Annotated in this window: 8 protein-coding genes; 4 read left to right on the top strand and 4 right to left on the bottom strand. The window is 67.6% G+C overall.

The features are described 5' to 3' along the window. Positions 1-497: 497 nt before the first annotated feature. Positions 498-2,270, bottom strand: a complete 1,773-nt coding sequence (gene ggt / locus OXU32_16680) for a gamma-glutamyltransferase (GenBank protein MDE0075592.1) — start codon at positions 2,268-2,270, stop codon at positions 498-500. Positions 2,271-2,599: 329 nt separating this feature from the next. Between ggt and thiC the strand changes: the two genes are divergently transcribed. After that, positions 2,600-4,324, top strand: a complete 1,725-nt coding sequence (gene thiC / locus OXU32_16685; GenBank protein MDE0075593.1) for a phosphomethylpyrimidine synthase ThiC — start codon at positions 2,600-2,602, stop codon at positions 4,322-4,324. A 22-nt stretch (positions 4,325-4,346) separates the two neighbouring features. Here thiC and OXU32_16690 read toward each other — a convergent pair whose 3' ends face one another. The 3 genes from OXU32_16690 to OXU32_16700 all read right to left on the bottom strand — a co-directional run bounded on the left by OXU32_16690 (position 4,347) and on the right by OXU32_16700 (position 10,933). Then, positions 4,347-7,547: a leucine-rich repeat domain-containing protein gene (locus OXU32_16690; protein MDE0075594.1), complete on the bottom strand. Its 3,201-nt coding sequence runs from the start codon at positions 7,545-7,547 to the stop codon at positions 4,347-4,349. Between the two features lie 80 nt (positions 7,548-7,627). Beyond that, positions 7,628-8,704, bottom strand: a complete 1,077-nt coding sequence (locus OXU32_16695; protein ID MDE0075595.1) for an MBL fold metallo-hydrolase — start codon at positions 8,702-8,704, stop codon at positions 7,628-7,630. Between the two features lie 144 nt (positions 8,705-8,848). Next, a complete protein-coding gene (locus tag OXU32_16700) occupies positions 8,849-10,933 on the bottom strand; it encodes a hypothetical protein (GenBank protein ID MDE0075596.1) in 2,085 nt (694 codons plus the stop codon). A 200-nt stretch (positions 10,934-11,133) separates the two neighbouring features. Here OXU32_16700 and OXU32_16705 point away from each other — a divergent pair, with 200 nt between their 5' ends. The 3 genes from OXU32_16705 (at position 11,134) to OXU32_16715 (ending at position 16,246) form a co-directional block, all read left to right on the top strand. Beyond that, entirely contained in the window at positions 11,134-12,654 is a 1,521-nt protein-coding gene (locus tag OXU32_16705; GenBank protein ID MDE0075597.1) for an aminotransferase class III-fold pyridoxal phosphate-dependent enzyme, read from the top strand. 101 nt (positions 12,655-12,755) lie between these two features. Further along, entirely contained in the window at positions 12,756-15,974 is a 3,219-nt protein-coding gene (locus tag OXU32_16710; protein MDE0075598.1) for a sialidase, read from the top strand. 143 nt (positions 15,975-16,117) lie between these two features. Continuing rightward, positions 16,118-16,246 (top strand): hypothetical protein, encoded by a 129-nt coding sequence (locus OXU32_16715; protein ID MDE0075599.1) that lies wholly within the window; start codon positions 16,118-16,120, stop codon positions 16,244-16,246. Positions 16,247-17,184: the final 938 nt, after the last annotated feature.

Below are 17,184 nucleotides of genomic sequence, written 5' to 3' on the forward strand. Positions count from 1 at the left end.
CAAATATAACGCCACGGAAATCGGCTTCTCAGGATGCCCTGTAGTCGCCGAAGTGAGGTCGGGAGGCCTTCGGAGCAGGAACGGGGCTGCGAAGGCCGTCAGCGAGCCTGTGAGAGCCCTTGGCGGGCAGGAGAATCCGCGACGCCGGACTCGACCAAGTCGCGCACTCCAAAGTTGTCAATGGCAGTTTGGGACTCCGCCATGTGAATCCGGGGCGAACGCGGGTCCCCCGACGTCACGGGCGCCGAATCAGGTCAATGGCAGAATCGGACTCCGCCATGTGAATTCGCGACCGCGGAGTGCAGGTCCCCTCGGCGTCAGCGGCGCCGAACCAAGCAATGGCAGAACGGGACCCAAGAATGCGGAATTCGGGAAAGGCTGGTCGCCAGCGCTGGAGCGCAGAACCAGGTCAATGGCAGAATGGGACTCCGCCGTCTGAATTCGCGCACCCTACCGGTGGCGAGCGTGTACGTCGCCCTCAGCGCTTGGCGACCAAGTCAATACCCCAGCGCCATCGCCCCCGGCCGGCGCGGGTCGGCGTAGCCGTAGAAGAGCCCGTCGGAGAACATCACCGTCTGAAGGCTGCCCATGCCGGCGCTGAACTGGACGTCGTGGCCGCGGGCGCGCAGGGCGCGGATCACGTCGGGGCTGAACCCGCTTTCCACCTCCAGCCGGTCCGGGTACCACTGATGGTGCATGCGCGGCCGGGCGGTGGCGTCGGCGATGTTCATGCCGTGTTCGAGCACGTTCACCAGCAGCTGCAGGTTGGTGGTGATGATGCGGCTTCCGCCCGGGCTGCCTGTGAGCAGGAAGGGCCGGCCGTCGCGCAGCACGATGATCGGGGTCATGGAGCTCACCGGCCGGCGTCCCGCGGCGATCTGATTGTCGGCGCTCCCCATCAGCCCGAAGGCGTCGGGGATGTCGGGCCGCAGGGTGAAGTTGCCGAGGTTGTTGTTCATCAGGATGCCGGTGCCCTCGATCACGACTCCCGAGCCGTAGGAGAACATCAGCGTGTAGGTGTTGACCAGCGCGTTGCCTTCGCTGTCTAGGATGGAGTAGTGCGTGGTCTCCGGGCTCTCGTAGGGGGCCAGGTTGCCCGGCCCGATGTCCGATGACGGGCGGGCGCTGCTGAGGGAGATGCCCCGCGCCAGTTCCGCCGCGTAGTCCTTGCTGGTGAGGGCGGCGACCGGGAGATCGAGGTGGTCCGGGTCGCCCAGGTACTTGCTGCGGTCGGCGTACGCCAGCTTCATCGACTCGGCCATGACGTGCATGGCGTCGGCGCTGCCGTAGCCCATCTCCTTCAGGGGGAAGTTCTCGAAGATGTTGAGCATCTGGACGATGTGCATCCCGCCCGAGCTGGGCGCGGACATGGCCGCGATCTCGTAGTCGCGGAAGGTGCCGCGCACCGGCTCGCGCTCGACGACGCGGTAGTTGGCCAGGTCCTCCATGGTGATCAGGCCGTTGTGCCTGGCCATGTCGGTGGCGATGCGGCGCGCGATCTCGCCCCTGTAGAAGGCGTCGGCGCCGCCCTCGGCGATCTGCTCCAGCGTCCAGGCCAGATCCGGCTGCCTGTAGAGGTCGCCCACCTCGTAGCTGGAGCCGTCGGGCTTGTAGAACTTGGCCCGCGACGCGGGGTTCGCGCCGAGCCGCGGCTTGCTGCGGGCGAGGTTCACGGCCAGGTCCTCCCACACCACCATGCCGTCGCGCGCCAGGTCGATGGCTGGCTGGGCCACTTCCCGCCAGCTCATGGTCCCGTAGTTGCGCAGCAGATGATCGAAGCCGGCCACCGACGCGGGAATTGCCGACGACTTGTGGCTGAAGCGGTATTCCTCGTTGTCGACCTCGCCGTCCGCCCCGAAGAACATGTCGGCGTGCGCGGCCGCGGGCGCGGTTTCGCGGAAGTCGACCACCACCGTACGGTCCTCCTCGGCCAGGTGCAGCAGGATGAACCCGCCGCCCCCCACGTTTCCAGCGCGCGGCAGGGTCACCGCGAGCGCCAGTCCCACCGCCACTCCCGCGTCGATGGCATTGCCGCCCCGGCGCAGGATGTCCACCCCGATCTCGGTGGCCAGGAAGTTCTGGCTCGCCACCATCCCGTTGCGTCCCACCACCGGGTGGTGGATGGCGTTGTAGGTGTTGATGGGGGCCTGCGCCGCCGGTGCCTGGGCGACGGCTGTCCCGGATAGGGCGATTCCCGGCAGCGCGGCGGCGGCCGCGAGGACAGCGAAGGCCAGTGCTGCGAAACGTCGTGCGAGCGGTCGTCTGGTCATCGATTGCATCGTGTCTTCGTCCTGTCGTGCGATGGTCCGGATTCCCGACGCGCCTGGTCGAGTCGGTCGCCGCGCCCGCGTCCGGGGAAGGATTTCCTGTGCCCTTTGGGGGCATCCTCGCTATCTTACCGCTACATCCGGGGTCCCGATACTCCCGACCCGGAGTTCCGCAGGTCCCCACGAGCACAGGAAGGTGGCCGATGGCACGCAACTCAAGCGGATCGCAAGGCGGAAACGGACAGGCCGGGAACGGCTCCAGCGGACCCGAACAGGCGACTGCCCAAGGCGGAAACGGACAGGCCGGAAACGGGCGCACCTCCGCCCGCCGCATGCGGCGCGTCGACCGAAGCCTCCCCACCAGCTCCGCCGCCGCCGACTACGGCGACGCCTTTCCCAACTCCCGCAAGGTGTTCGTCGACGGTCCCGGCGGCATGAGTGTGCCGATGCGCGAGATCTCCCTCTCGGGAGGCGAGCCGTCGCTCAGGGTCTACGACACCTCCGGCCCGCAGGACACGGACGTGCGCCAGGGCATCCCCAAACTGCGTGCGGAGTGGATCGCCGAGCGCGGCGGCGTGGGCCAGTCGCTCCCGCAGGCGTCGCTCGCGCCGCCGAGCGCCAACGGGGCCGAGATGCCAGCCGCGCTCCACAACCGGCCCCTCCGCTCCACCGGCGGGCCCGTCACCCAGCTCCAGTACGCCCGCCGGGGCGAGATCACGCGCGAAATGGAGTTCATCGCCATCCGCGAGGGCATGAGCCCCGAGTTCGTGCGCGACGAGGTGGCCCGCGGGCGCGCCATCATCCCCGCGAACATCAATCATCCCGAATCCGAGCCCATGATCATCGGCCGCAACTTCGCGGTGAAGATCAACGCCAACATCGGCAACTCCGCCGTCTCGTCCTCGATAGAGGAGGAAGTCGCGAAACTGCAGTGGGCGACGCTCTGGGGCGCGGACACGGTGATGGACCTGTCCACCGGGAAGAACATCCACGAGACCCGCCAGTGGATCCTGCGCAACTCGCCGGTGCCCATCGGCACGGTGCCCATCTACCAGGCGCTCGAGAAGGTGGGCGGCGTCCCCGAGGACCTCACCTGGGAGGCCTATCGCGACACCCTCATCGAGCAGGCGGAGCAGGGGGTGGACTACTTCACGGTGCACGCCGGGGTGCTGCTGCGCTACGTGCCCCTGACCGCGAACCGCGTGACCGGGATCGTTTCGCGCGGCGGCTCCATCATCGCGCACTGGTGCCTGGCGCATCACCGGGAGAGCTTCCTCTACACCCGCTTCCGCGAGATCTGCGAGATCATGGCGGCGTACGACATCTCCTTCTCGCTGGGAGACGGGCTGCGTCCGGGGTCCATCGCCGACGCCAACGACGAGGCCCAGTTCGCGGAGCTGCGCACCCAGGGCGAGCTCACCCGCATCGCCTGGGAGCATGGGGTGCAGGTCATGTGCGAGGGGCCGGGGCACGTGCCCATGCACATGATCCAGGAGAACATGGACAAGCAGCTCGACTGGTGCGACGAGGCGCCCTTCTACACCCTCGGGCCCCTGACGACGGACATCGCCCCCGGCTACGACCACATCACAAGCGCCATCGGCGCGGCGCAGATCGGGTGGTTCGGCACCGCGATGCTCTGCTACGTTACGCCCAAGGAGCACCTCGGCCTCCCCAACCGCGACGACGTGAAGGCCGGCGTCATCAGCTACAAGATCGCCGCCCACGCCGCGGACCTGGCCAAGGGCCATCCGCGGGCGCAGGAATGGGACGACGCCCTCTCGAAGGCGCGCTTCGAGTTCCGCTGGGAGGACCAGTTCAACCTCTCGCTGGACCCGGTCACCGCGCGCGCCTTCCACGACGAGACCCTGCCCGCCGAGGGCGCCAAGGTGGCTCACTTCTGTTCGATGTGCGGCCCCAAGTTCTGCTCGATGCGCATCACCCAGGACATCCGCGCCTACGCGGAGGAGCAGGGCTACCAGACCGCCGAGGACCTCGTACGCGGCGGCATGGAGCAGAAGGCGGAGGAGTTCAGGGAGCGGGGTAGGATCGACTGAGGCTTCATCGGCTTCGTGGCCCCTACCGCCGCCAGGCCTCCGTGCCCGGCATTCCCCGGCTGAACAGCACCTCGAGGGCCGATCCGGGGGCGCCGGGCGCCGCGGCCGCGGCCACCCGGTTCTCGGGCGGCGGATCCCGCAGAATCCCCCGCACCTGACCGTTGCGCGGGTTGCGCAGAATCGCCATCGGGCGGTCCGTCTCGCCGTCGAGGGTGACGAAACCGCCCGGTCCGGCGAGCGTGATGGTCGCGAGACTCCCCTCCCATTCCGGGGGCACCGGGAGCACGAAGGCGAAGCTGGAGCTGCCGTCGCCGTCCGCCACCTCAGGCATGGCGAAGGCCAGGGAGAAGAGTTGCGCGCCGGTCGCCGTTCGACCGACGAGCCGATGGTCGCCGCCCGACAGTGGCAGCGAGGGCTGTGCGTCGACCACGAACCCCGGTTCCATGTAGGGCACGTTGTCCGCGTCGATTCCACCCCACAGGAGGAGCGATCTGGTCGCCGTGGAGGCCAGTGGCGGCGCGCGCGAGGTCACGCTGTCTGCGTCGTCCAGGCGGAAGCGCAGCGCGTTGGTGTAATGGTAGTCGCTGACACCGTCCGGGGGCCCGCAATACGACATCAGATCCGGTGTGTCCGGGCGCACGAGGCTGCCACCCGCGCGGAAATCGTAGCCCCACGCTCCGATGGAGCCGTCGGAGTACGGAAACGACGGATCCGGGCCGCCGGCTCCGCCACAGGGCGCGTGGCGCAGATCCAGGTTGTGACCGATTTCGTGAGCGATGGTGGAGGTGAAAGGCCTCGAGAAGCTTGACCTGCCGGGCCGATAGGCCACTCCTCGCGCACCGGTGACCGGCCACCCCATCATGCCCATGAAGTGGCCGGTGCCGCCCTCCATTGCCCGGATCGCCGCGGTCTGCCGCAACAGGACGACCGCGCTGTTGCTCGAACTCAGAACGGGCTCATGCGCCGTCACCCGCACATCGCCGATGGGAAGAAGATGCAGATCTCCGAACATCTCGTGGGCCCCGATGTCCTCGGCCATGGCCCGGGTCAAGTCAACCATCGACGAGTCGTGGGTCGCGCTCCAGACGAACGGAATCAGCGTCAGGTCGAAGGGCGGCATTTCCCGGACATCCACTTCCAGGCGTCCCGTCTCGGGGATCCGCTTTGCCACGCCCAGCTCCGGGTCCAGCGTATCCTGCGGATCCACCTCCATCACCATCTCGAGCCCCGGCTGTACCAGATGGCTCGGTATCTCGGCGTTCGCCGACCGCGAGAGGCTGCTCTCGTCCACCTCGGTGGGGATCGGCGTGGATGTGCCGGGGATCTCCGCCACGTGCGTCTGCCGGCCATCGTGGTAGAAGCGGATCCGTACCGGCGGCATGCCCGCGCTGGTAGCCTGTCGGGCCGTCACGAACACCCGCAGCAGCGCCTTCTCGCCCGCGACCAGCGGAACAGGAAACTCTCGCGATTGGACCGCCTGAACCAGGTACGCCTCCGACGGGTTTTCTTCAACGCAGGGTGCGACGCGGCGCCTGTACACCCCTGCCAGCCAGTTCTGGAACGCAGGATCCGAGGGAGCGCACAGGCCGGTTCCCTCGGCAACCAGCGCATCGAGCTGCAGCTCGGTCAGCTCGACCGGAAGGGCCCCCGACAAGCCGCCGTTGAACGAAAGACCCAGTTCCCGAAGGCTTGCCATGCTTGCGAATTCGGGGGGTACCGGGCCCTGGAGGCCATTGAAGTCCAGAAACAGCGCTTCCACGGTCGAGAGGTTGCCAAGTTCGGTGGGAATCGCGCCGGACAGCCTGTTCGACGCCAGGTTCAGCTCTTCGATGCCTGGAAGGTTGCCGAGTTCCGGCGGAATGGGACCGGTGAGCTGGTTTTCGCTCAACGACAGGATCCGGACGCTGTCGAGGCTGGCGAGTTGAGGCGGGATTCGACCCGTCAGGTTGTTGTTCCTCAGCCGAAGTCGCTCCAGGCTGACGAGGCGGCCCAGCTCGCCCGGAACCATGCCCGTGAGATCATTGCTCCAGAGCGACAGATCCGTGAGGCTGGTGAGGCTGCCCAGTTCCGACGGGATCGGGCCTGTCAGATCGTTTCCCCAGAGGGACAGGACCGTGAGGCTGGCGAGGTTGCCGAGTTCGGTCGGGATGGAGCCGGTGAGATCGTTGCTGCTGAGGTACAGTTCCGTCAGGCTGGCGAGGTTGCCGAGTGCCGTCGGGATGGGGCCGGTGAGATCGTTGCTACTGAGGTACAGTTCCGTCAGGCTGGCCAGGTTGCCGAGTGCTGCCGGGATGGGGCCGGTGAGATCGTTGCTACTGAGGTACAATTCCCTGAGGTTGGCGAGATTGCCGAGCTCGGGCGGGACCGGGCCTGTCAGATCATTTGCCCAGAGATACAATTCCGTCAGGCTGGCGAGGTTGCCGAGTCCCATGGGGATTTCCCCGGTCAGGGCATTTCCGCCGAGAGCCAGAACTTCAAGACTTGTGAGATTGGCGAGTGCCGGCGGGATGGCGCCGGTCAGATTGTTTCGTGTGAAGCCCAGGTACCGAAGGTGGGCGAGGTTGCCGAGTGCGGGCGGGATCGGGCCGGTAAGATGGTTGTTTCCGAGATCCAGGGAGACCAGTTGGAGGAGGGCTCCCAGTTCGGGGGGAATGGAACCCGAAAGGCCATGGGGTATCGGCAACCGGGCTTCGCTGTCCCACTGGCCCCTCAGATCGAGAGCCTCGACCCGTCCGGCGTCGTCGGTCTGCACCCCGTACCAGTCCCCGAGGGGCATGTCGGTCCGCCAGTTGTCGGCGTTTACCCAGTTGGGGCCGTCCGTCGCGTTGTAGAGCGCCGTCAGCGCCGCCCGCTCCGTGATCTCGAATACGGCCACCGAAGCGTGCCCGGACGCGGTTCCGGCTGTGGCCGTGATCGTCGCGCTGCCGTTGCCGATGGCCGTCACCAGCCCCGACCCGTCCACCGACGCGACCGACGCGTCGTTGCTCGACCACGAAACGGAGACGTCGGTCATCACCTGGGCCCTCTGGTCAAGCACCTTTGCCCGCAGCTGCACGGTCGCACCCCGAGCCAATAGCTCGGTGAGTTGGGGGACGACCGAGACCACGACCGGTCGCGGCGGATTGGGGGGCGGGGGTTCCGTGGCCCCATCCCCGCAGGCATGCGTCCAAAGGGCGGCGGACAGCGTCGTCGCGACGGCAAACGCGAGTCGTTGACGCCTCATCCGCGATCGTCCATCCTCGCTCGCCGGAGACCCTCCTGTCAGAATCGGACGCGTTTCGCGCGGCTTGTCCTTCGGACTGCCTACCCCGCCGTCCCGTTCAGCAGATCGAACATCCGCTGCATGGCGATCTCCGGCACGCCCGGCCCGATGATCTGCGGGTAGTTTCCGGCGTGATCGCTCATGTCGATCTGCGCCGCAGCCTCCTGGTAGGAGAGCCCTTGCGCGTGCAGCGCCGTCGCCCGTTCCTCGAAGTCGCGCAGGTAGGCCTGCAGATGGTCGATGATCGGGCGATCCTGGAATGGATCGCCGTGGCCCGGCAGCACCCAGTCGAACTCCAGCCCCTTCAGGTGCTCGAGCGTCTCGGCCCACTCCCCGGGGTAGCCATCGCCCATGAAAGGCAGCCGGGGGAGCAGCAGATCCCCGGTGATGAGCACCCGCTCGGCGGGGAGGTGCACTACTACATCGCCCCCCGTATGACCGCGCCCGTAGAAGAGGATGCGGATCTCGCGGTCGCCCGCGAACAGCGTCATCCGCTCCGAGAGGGTCGTGTTGGGGCTCTCCGGGTCGAGTCCCTCCTGGCTCGCGTAGTAGTTCTCCAGGAACGCCAGCTGGTCCTCCAGCTCGATGCGCTCCTCCTCGATGTCGGTGCGCATGACCTGGTCCGCAAGCGCCGCAATCTGGGCCGGGAGCCCACCCACGAAGTTCTCCCAGGAACGCCCCATCGAGCCGCCGTTCTCGATCATCTCGCGCGTGAACTCGTGGCCGATGACGTGGACGTCGTCCGGGTAGGCGCTGTTGCCGTGCGCGTGGTCGAAGTGGAAGTGCGTGTTGACCACGTAGCGCAGCGGCTTGCCGGTGAGCTCCATCACTTCGTCGTAGGCCGCCCGTGCCGCGGCGGGTGAGATATGGGACTCCACGAGCAGCACGTGGTCGTCGTTCACCACCACCGCGCCGTGGGAGCCGACGTTCAGGGAGCCGGTCCCGCGGGCGTGGTAGATCCCCGGAACCACCTCCTCGAACTCGAAGGCCGGGCCCTCGTATGCGGATCCCGGCGGCAACGGCGTTTCAGCTGAAACTTCCGGCTCCTGGGCGGCCTCGGGGGCTTCGGCGCAGGTCCAGACGACAAGGCAGAGGAGAAGGGCGGCGAGATGACGCATGGGGTCCTTCCTGTGGTTCGGTTGTTGGACGGCAGGCGGTCAGCGGCTGACCGGGAGCGACCTGCCGGGCGGCGCGCCCGCGGACGGGCGTTCACATGCAAGAATCCGACGCGCGCATCGGCTCGGCAAGTGAGCGCCGGCCCGCTACGGAATCACCCTCGCCGGGGCCAGGTTCATCACCCAGAGCCCGGTGCGCATGTCGGACACGAAGATGTTGCCCTTGTAGGGCTGCGGGCCCCACGCCATGGTCGTGCTCTCGCCTTCGGGGGTGGTCATGAAGGACGCCACTTCGCGCCCCTGCGCGAGCAGATCCCCGCGCAGCTCGCCCGACACGTCGACGATGCGCAGCCCCCCCTGGTAGTAGGCGATGTAGAGCAGGTCATCCTCGACCCAGAGGTTGTGGCTTCCGGCGTCGGGCAGCCTGAACTCGGCGACTTCGCGCGGATTCTCGATGTCGCTCACGTCGACGACGTGCACGTAGCCGCGGGGACCGTCGCACTGCGGGCATCCGAAGATCTCGTCCCCGAGGAACACGTAGTCGCCGTAGCGGATGGCGTGGTGGGTGTTGCCGAAGAGGGCGCCGTTGATGTCGTAGAGATAGCTGTACGAGGAGATGAGCTGCGGTTCGGTCGGCGTCCCGCCCCGGCGGCCGTCGCCGACGTCGAGCATGACCAGGCCGTCGTTCCAGTACGACAGGTAGGCGATGCCGTCCACCACGCTCACGTCGTGCAGGTACTTGTTCGCTTTGTCGAGGCCCCAGCGCCCGGCCTGGAACGGGTTGGCGGGATCGGAAATGTCGATGATATGGACGTCGAGGGTACCATCGTTGATGGCGTAAACCAGGTCGCCCACGAACCAGACGTTGTGGATGCCGCCGGTGAGACCCTCGGTGTAATGGGTGATGGTCTCCGGGTCGGCGGGGTTGGTGATGTCGATGAGGGTAATGCCGTTGCGGCGATTTGAGGCGTTCTCGCTGGTGACGATGGCGATGGTGCGGTCGTCGTTGATCTTGACATCGTTGACGCGGCGGCCGTCCACCCTGAGGGAGTCGACGATTACGGGCACGGCGGGGTCGGTGACGTCCCACGCGTACATGGTGGCCGCGGACATGGTGCCCGTGTAGGCATAGTCGCGCCCGTCCAGCCCCTCGAAGACCCAGAGGTCCGAACTCGAGGTGCCCAGCGGGCCCTGTCCCACCAGCGAGACCTCGCGGGTGGCCTCGCGCGGGAAGACCTCGATGTCGACCTGCTCGGCCGCGGTGCCTGCGTCCACGCGGACGCGGTATTGCCCGGGCTCCTCGGCCACGAAGGCGCCGTCCCCGTAGGCCGTGGCTGCGGCTCCGGCGGCGCCCTCCCGCTCGACCTGGTAGGCCAGCGCGACATCATCCACGCGCTCGCCGGAAGCGTCCATGGCGGCGACCGCCATCCGGACCACGTCGCCGGTGCGCACCCGGGACTCGGGTGCGGATACGGTCATGCGCTCCACCGGGTTGGCGACCACGTCCAGGGCGACTTCGGCGCTCACTCCGCCGGCTTCGCCGACGATGCGCACCGCGCCCGGCCGGACCAGCTCCAGCCGCCCGTCGGCCGTAACGGTGGCCACGGCCTCGTCCTCCGAGGACCACTCCACCACCTCCTCGGCGTGCTCCTCCCCCGCCGTGGTGATCGCCCGCCCCGTCAGCGTGAAGGACGTCCCCGCGTAGCTGGCGTAGCCGGGCGGGTCGATGTCGATACGCGCCACCGGGTAGTCGTTCACCTTCACGGGGATCTCGGCGGCCGGCGTCCAGTTGGGCTGATCCGCGGACGGCCCGGCAAGGCCGAGGAACACGCCGATCACGGCCTCCCCGTATTCCGTGCCCCGCAGGACGTAGGTCTCGGGAATCTCGTCCTTGATGGAGCGCAGCTCGAACGGCCCGAGCGTGCTCACCCCCCACAGGGCTCCCTCGACCACGTTGCCGGCCTCGTCGCGCAGGATGCCACGGAAGGTGATGGAGTCTCCCCGCTGCACCTCGATGATGGCCGGCACGATCTCGATGGTCGCCACGCGCGCGGCCAGATCGGACGGGCTCGGGTCGGGGGTCGCGGCCCCCCGGTCGGGTGTGGCCTCTTGGTCCGGAGTCGCGGCCTCCCCCGCGTCGGCGGCGGGCGCGGGCGGGGCGGGTTCCGCGTACCCCCCGCAGCCGGCGGCGAGTACGAGGACGATCGGGAGTGCGAGGGCGGAACGCGTCATGAGTCCAACTCCAGGTTGATGGGTCCGGCCCGGGACCGGAGAATCGCCATTGCTGCTCGTACACCCGAACAAGATACGCGAGCCGACTCGCCGGGCGACGTTCAGGGGACGGTCGCGGGCGCGGGAGTTTTCAATCGCCGCGCGGTTTTCTAGCTTGACCTTCCGCCTGCAATCGCAACCATCACCCCGGAGCCCGCCGAATGCCGACTGCCCGCGACGCGCTGGCGACCCTTCGCGAAATCCGGGAACAGAGCGGAACGTGCGCCTCCCCCGGTCTTCCGGACGCCGTGATCGAGCGCTTTGCTGCAGGGGACGCCGTTCTCCGCCAGGCCATCGCCGAAGCCGGGGAATCCAGTCGCCGCTTCCGGCGGGAGTTGCCGGACATCGCCGGCCTCGACGAAGCGGACCAGGTCAGGCGGATGCAGCGCGGCTACCTCAACTTCTACCCCGACGACCTCGTCAACCCCTACGTCGCCCTCGCCGCCCGCGGCCCCTGGATCGTTACCTCCGCGGGCGCCGTGATTCACGATTCGGGCGGATACGGCATGCTCGGGCTCGGGCATTCGCCCCGGGCGGTGCTCGACGCCATGAGCGAGCCCCGCGTCATGGCCAACGTCATGACCGCGAGCCCCAGCCAGCCCCGCCTCATCCGGGCGCTCGAGGCGGAGATCGGCCACCGGCGGGCGGGCGCATGTCCCTTTGAGCACTTCGTGTGCCTCAACAGCGGCTCCGAGGCGATGACCTTCGCCTCCCGCCTCGCGGACGTCCACGCGAAAGAGATCACCGACCCCGGCGGGTCCCGTGACGGCGCCTCCATCCGGACCCTCGCGCTCGAAGGCGGCTTCCACGGGCGCACCAGCCGGCCCGCCCAGGTCTCGGACTCGACGGCCTGCTACTACCGCGACAACCTCGCCAGCTTCCGCGGCCACAACGCCCTGACCGTGCGCGCCAACGACATCGGCCAACTGCGCCACGTCTACGCCCTCGCCGACGACGAAGGCTGGTTCATCGAGGCCTTCTACATGGAGCCGGTGATGGGCGAGGGGAATCCCGGGAAGGCGGTGACCCGCAAGTTCTACGACGAGGCGCGCGCGCTGTCCCGAGCCCACGCCAGCCTGCTGGTGGTCGATTCGATCCAGGCCGGGCTGCGGGCGCACGGTTGCCTTTCCATCGTCGACTATCCCGGCTTCGAGAACGCCGATCCTCCCGATGTCGAGACGTATTCGAAGGCGCTGAACGCGGGCCAGTACCCGCTCTCGGTGGTGGCGATGACGCCCCGGGCCGCCGCGATGTACCGGCGGGGCGTCTACGGCAATACCATGACCACCAACCCGCGCGCCCTCGAAGTGGCCGTGGCCGTGCTGTCGTCCCTCACCGGCGAGCTGCGCGAGAACATCCGCGCGCGCGGCGCCGAGCTGGTAGAGAAGCTCGAACGCGTGGCCTCCGATCTCGACGGACCGATTACCGCGGTCCAGGGCACCGGTCTCCTCGTCAGTTGCGCCTTCGAGCCCGCCATCAGGAGCCACGGGTCCGGGAGCGTCGAGGAGGAGATGCGACGGAACGGCGTGGGCGTGATTCACGGAGGCGCCAACTCCGTCCGCTACACTCCCCACTTCGCGGTCACTTCCGCGGAGATCGACCTGATCGTCGAGGCGACCCGGTCCGCCGTAGTTTCCCGCTTGACGCCCGCCGGAGACGAATCGTACCTGCCTCCTCGATGAGACAAGACCGCGGCATCCGACGGATGTCGATTCGCGCGGGTCGCCCCGCCCCGTCTGCCATGACATTTCATCCCCGTCCCCCGTCCCACGCGAGACCTGCCATGAACGCCTTCGCACCCAGGATCCCCGCCTTCTTCCTCCTCCTGGCCCTGGCCGCCGCTTCCGCGCCCGCGGCCGCCCAGCAGGCCCCCTCCCCCGAAGCCTACGCCGACCTCGAGTGGCGCTACATCGGCCCCGAGGGCAACCGCTTTTCCGCGGCCGCCGGCCTGCCCAGCGACCCGTACACCTACTACGTCGGCGCCGCCTCCGGAGGCATCTACAAGACCACTGACGGCGGCGTGAACTGGGACGCCATCTTCGACGACCAGCCGGTGCAGTCGATCGGTTCGCTGGGGGTGTCCGTGACCGATCCCAACATCGTCTGGGCCGGCACGGGCGAGGGAAAAATCCGCAGCCACATCTCCATCGGCCAGGGGGTCTACAAGTCCACGGACGCGGGGGCGACCTGGACGCTGATGGGGCTCGAGCAGACCGGGCGCATTCCCCGGCTCGCCATCCATCCGACCGATTCCGACATCGTCTACGTGTGCGCGCTCGGGCATTCCTACGGGCCGCAGCAGGAGCGCGGCGTCTACCGCACCATGGACGGCGGCGAGAGCTGGGAGCGCATCCTCTTCGTGGACGAGAACACGGGGTGCTCCGACATCGCGCTCGACCCCGTCAACCCGCGCAACCTGTTCGCCGGGACCTGGCAGCTCGAGATCCACACCTACGGCCGCACCAGCGGCGGACCCGGCGGAGGCCTGCACGTCTCGCGCGACGGGGGCGACACCTGGGAGAAGCTCAACGGTCCCGACAACGGCATCGGGCTGCCCAACCTGCCGGTGGGGAAGGTTGCGGTGGCGATCGCGCCCTCCAACAACCAGCGCGTCTATGCGATGCTCGAGACCGGCGACGGGATTCCCTGGGATGGCCGCGAGACCGAGGACGGCCAGGTCTGGGGCTCGACCGACGGTGGCACCACCTGGGAGCGCATCACCCGCAACCGCAACGCCATGGGGCGCCCGCACTACTACTCGCGGGTCGTGGTCTCGCCGGACGACGAGGACGAGGCGTACTTCCTGACCGCCTCCTTCTCGGTGTCGACCGACGGCGGCCGCGCCATCAACGTGATCCCGCGCGAGGACGCACCGGGCGGTGACCACCACGACATGTGGATCGACCCCGGCAACGGCGACCGCATGATCGTCGCCCACGATCAGGGCCTCTCCATCTCCATCAACCGCGGGAAGACCTGGTTCCGCCAGCGTCTCACCAACGCGCAGATGTACCACGTGACCGTGGATAACGAGATCCCCTACAACGTCCTCGGAAACAAGCAGGACGAGCCCACCTACCGGGGGCCCAGCAACAGCCGCATCCAGGGCCAGCGCCGCATCACCGGCATTCCCCGCGGCATGTGGCACCATGTGGGCGGCGGCGAGAGCGGGTTCGCCACCCCGGATCCCGTCGACTCCAACATCGTCTGGTCCTCGGCCTCGGGGTCGGGCATGGTCGGCGGCATCGTGGTGCGCTACGAGGAAGACCGGCGCCAGTGGCGGGGCGTCGAGGTGTGGCCGGAACAGAGCCGGGGCGCGGCGGAGGGTGTCCGCTACCGCTTCGTCTGGGATGCCCCGGTGCACATCTCCCCGCACGACAACGAGACGGTCTACGTAGGGAGCCAGCACGTGCACCGCACTCGCAACCGCGGCCAGAGCTGGGAGGTCATCAGCCCGGACCTCTCTCTTAACGACCGCAGCCGCATGGGCTTCTCGGGCGGCCTCACCGGCGACAACATCGGCGTGGAGTACGCGGGCACGGTGTTCGGCATCGCCGAGTCGCCCATCGAGCAGGGGCTGATCTGGGCGGGCACCAACGACGGCCTTCTGCACGTGACCCGTGACAACGGCGCCACCTGGACCAACGTGACCGAAAACATGCCCGATCTGCCCGAGTGGCTCGCCGTGCGCAGCATCGCCCCGTCCCGCTTCGACCCGGGCACGGCCTACGTGGCCATCGACGGGCACCAGATGAACGTGCGCGATCCCTACGTCTACCGGACGCGCGACTACGGCGAGTCGTTCGAGAAGATCACCGACGGCATCCCGCCCAGCATGCTGAGTTACACGAAGATCATCATCGAGGACACGAAGCGGCAGGGCCTCCTCTACGTCGGCACCGAGAACGCCATCTACGTGTCGTTCGACGACGGCGACAACTGGCAGCCGCTCCAGAACAACCTGCCGGCCGCCCCGGTGTCGGGGATCGTCATCCAGGAGCACTTCAACGACCTGGTGGTGGGCACCTACGGGCGCGGCTTCTGGATCTTCGACGATCTCGCGCCCCTTCAGCAGCTGACCCCGGAGGTGATGGCGTCCGGTTCACACCTGTTCGCGCCCCGCGACGCGTACCGCTTCAGGTCCATCACGCCGCCCTCGGTTCCCTACGACGATCCCACGGTCGGGGTCGATCCCGAGTACGGGGCCTACCTCAACTACTGGCTGGCGGCACCCGCCGGCGAGACGCCTACCGTCGAGATCCTGGACGGCATGGGGGCCGTGGTGCGCACCTTGGAGGGCAGCAACAACGCGGGCGTGAACCGCATCTACTGGGATCTCCGGGACGAGCCCAACGATCCCATCATGCTCTACACCAGCCCGATGTACGCCGAGCACATCGTGGTGGGCGAGGAGGGACGGCCGGCTGGCGGTGCCCGGATCTCCATCCTGATGCCCCCTGGACAGTACACCGCGCGCCTGAACGTGGACGGCGCGACCCACGAGCAGCCGCTCACCGTCATCAAGGACCCGCACTCGGCCGGGACCGAGGCCGACATCGCCGAGCAGATCGCCTTCCTGCGCGACGTGCGCGAGGACGTGGTGGCCGCGGGCGAGGCCGTGCACCGGGTGGAGGCGCTCCGGGTCCAACTGCAGACCATGGCCCGCTTCGCGGAGGACGAAGCGCTGTCCGACGCCATCGCCGAGTTGGAGACCAAGCTTGAGGAGCTGCAGGGAACCCTGGTGGATCTGCGCCTTACCGGACAGGGGCAGGATGTGGTCCGTTTCGCGGCCCGCCTGCTGTCGAAGCTGGGCTACCTGACCAACGCGCTCACCAACGCCGACTTCCCGCCCACCAACCAGGAGATGGAGGTGAAGGGAATCCTGCACGAGGAGCTGCAGGCGCACCTCGCCGCCGTGGAGACGGTGATCGCGGAGGACGTGGCCGCGCTGAACGAGATGCTTCGGACCCGGGGGTTGCTGCTGATTACGGACGGGGGGTAGGCATGATTACGATTACCCCTAGGTGTGGGGGTTGTAAATGGTGGCAGAAGTCCAGTTTGCCCTACGGACCACCATCGCTTGACTGGGGGGAGTGCAAGGCGGTGCCTCCGCAATTCGCAAATAAACCTAGGTTGCGGGATCTCGTGAATAAGCAGCAGGGGGTCTGGCCGGAAACAACTTCCGATGATTGGTGCGGCGGTTTCCAGCCCACCGAAGAGGTGCTGCGCTCTTACTCGAAGTTCGGCGAAATCGAGGAATGGCAGATACGGTGACAATGCATGGATGACGGAGACTCGTGACCAAGGACTACGAGTTTGTACCGCGAGACGAGGACGGGAGGGGCGGTTTTGCCATCCGCCGAAATCCCCCTTTTGGTACGCCGTTCGAGCCGTTCTGTATGCCGTGTATGCTGGGACCCGATCGGTTGGTGATCGCCCTAGACCACGAGTTCGGGGAGTCTTATTCCTGCCCGGAGTGCGGATACGCGGTCCTCTCTTGGGCAGTGATCTGACACACTAGGGGAATCCCGCCACCAACTGCCGTCTCTCTCGCGCACAGCCGCCACCGCGTGACAGCACCACAGGTGCAGACACGCGGCGAACATGTACACAGCTGCCACTTTCCCGGCCGCCGTGGCAAGGTGTGTGAACACCAAGAGTGCGCCGACCGAGACATCGTTGTCGGTCTCTATCGTCGAACCTTCCGACCACGGGGTCGCCAGCATCGTAACGGGGCCGGACCGCTGCCATTCTGGGACTAAGCCAACACCCGGTCTTCGCGGTTCGCGAGCGAACTCTCACCCAGGGCTGTTCCGGTAGCTGGAACAATGGCTGGTATTCCTGGCCGCTGTGGGGCAGGCCAGCTTCACGATACGTTGTCCGCTCCCTGTTGGCCCATGCCTACGATCACACTGACGCCCCGGATCGGGAACGGCGTCAGTCATGGTTCCGGTCATGGGCCGTTGGCACGGTGCTCAAGTGGCGTTGGGCTACGCCAGCCATGTCGGTCTCGGGATGTTTGGGGCAGCCTGAAGCCTCCGCTTCCACAGCGGTTCCTCCGTGGGCGACGTTCGCAAGCCGGTCGAAGACCCGGTGAACCATGCCCCGCGCGTTCACGGTCCGTCGGCTCCGTGTCGATCGGCAATAGTCCCATTCAGCCATGGGAGCGGACACCGAAAGTCCAGTATCATCCATAGGCGTCCATAGAGTCC

This window comes from Gammaproteobacteria bacterium, assembly GCA_028819075.1.
In the GTDB taxonomy this organism is placed as follows: Bacteria; Gemmatimonadota; Gemmatimonadetes; order Longimicrobiales; family Gaopeijiaceae; genus BD2-11.

Bases quoted from the DNA above. Each gene is read 5' to 3' on its own strand.
- ggt (MDE0075592.1), bottom strand. From the start codon at position 2,270: ATGACCAGACGACCGCTCGCACGACGTTTCGCAGCACTGGCCTTCGCT.
- thiC (MDE0075593.1), top strand. From the start codon at position 2,600: ATGCGGCGCGTCGACCGAAGCCTCCCCACCAGCTCCGCCGCCGCCGAC.
- OXU32_16690 (MDE0075594.1), bottom strand. From the start codon at position 7,547: ATGAGGCGTCAACGACTCGCGTTTGCCGTCGCGACGACGCTGTCCGCC.
- OXU32_16695 (MDE0075595.1), bottom strand. From the start codon at position 8,704: ATGCGTCATCTCGCCGCCCTTCTCCTCTGCCTTGTCGTCTGGACCTGC.
- OXU32_16700 (MDE0075596.1), bottom strand. From the start codon at position 10,933: ATGACGCGTTCCGCCCTCGCACTCCCGATCGTCCTCGTACTCGCCGCC.
- OXU32_16705 (MDE0075597.1), top strand. From the start codon at position 11,134: ATGCCGACTGCCCGCGACGCGCTGGCGACCCTTCGCGAAATCCGGGAA.
- OXU32_16710 (MDE0075598.1), top strand. From the start codon at position 12,756: ATGAACGCCTTCGCACCCAGGATCCCCGCCTTCTTCCTCCTCCTGGCC.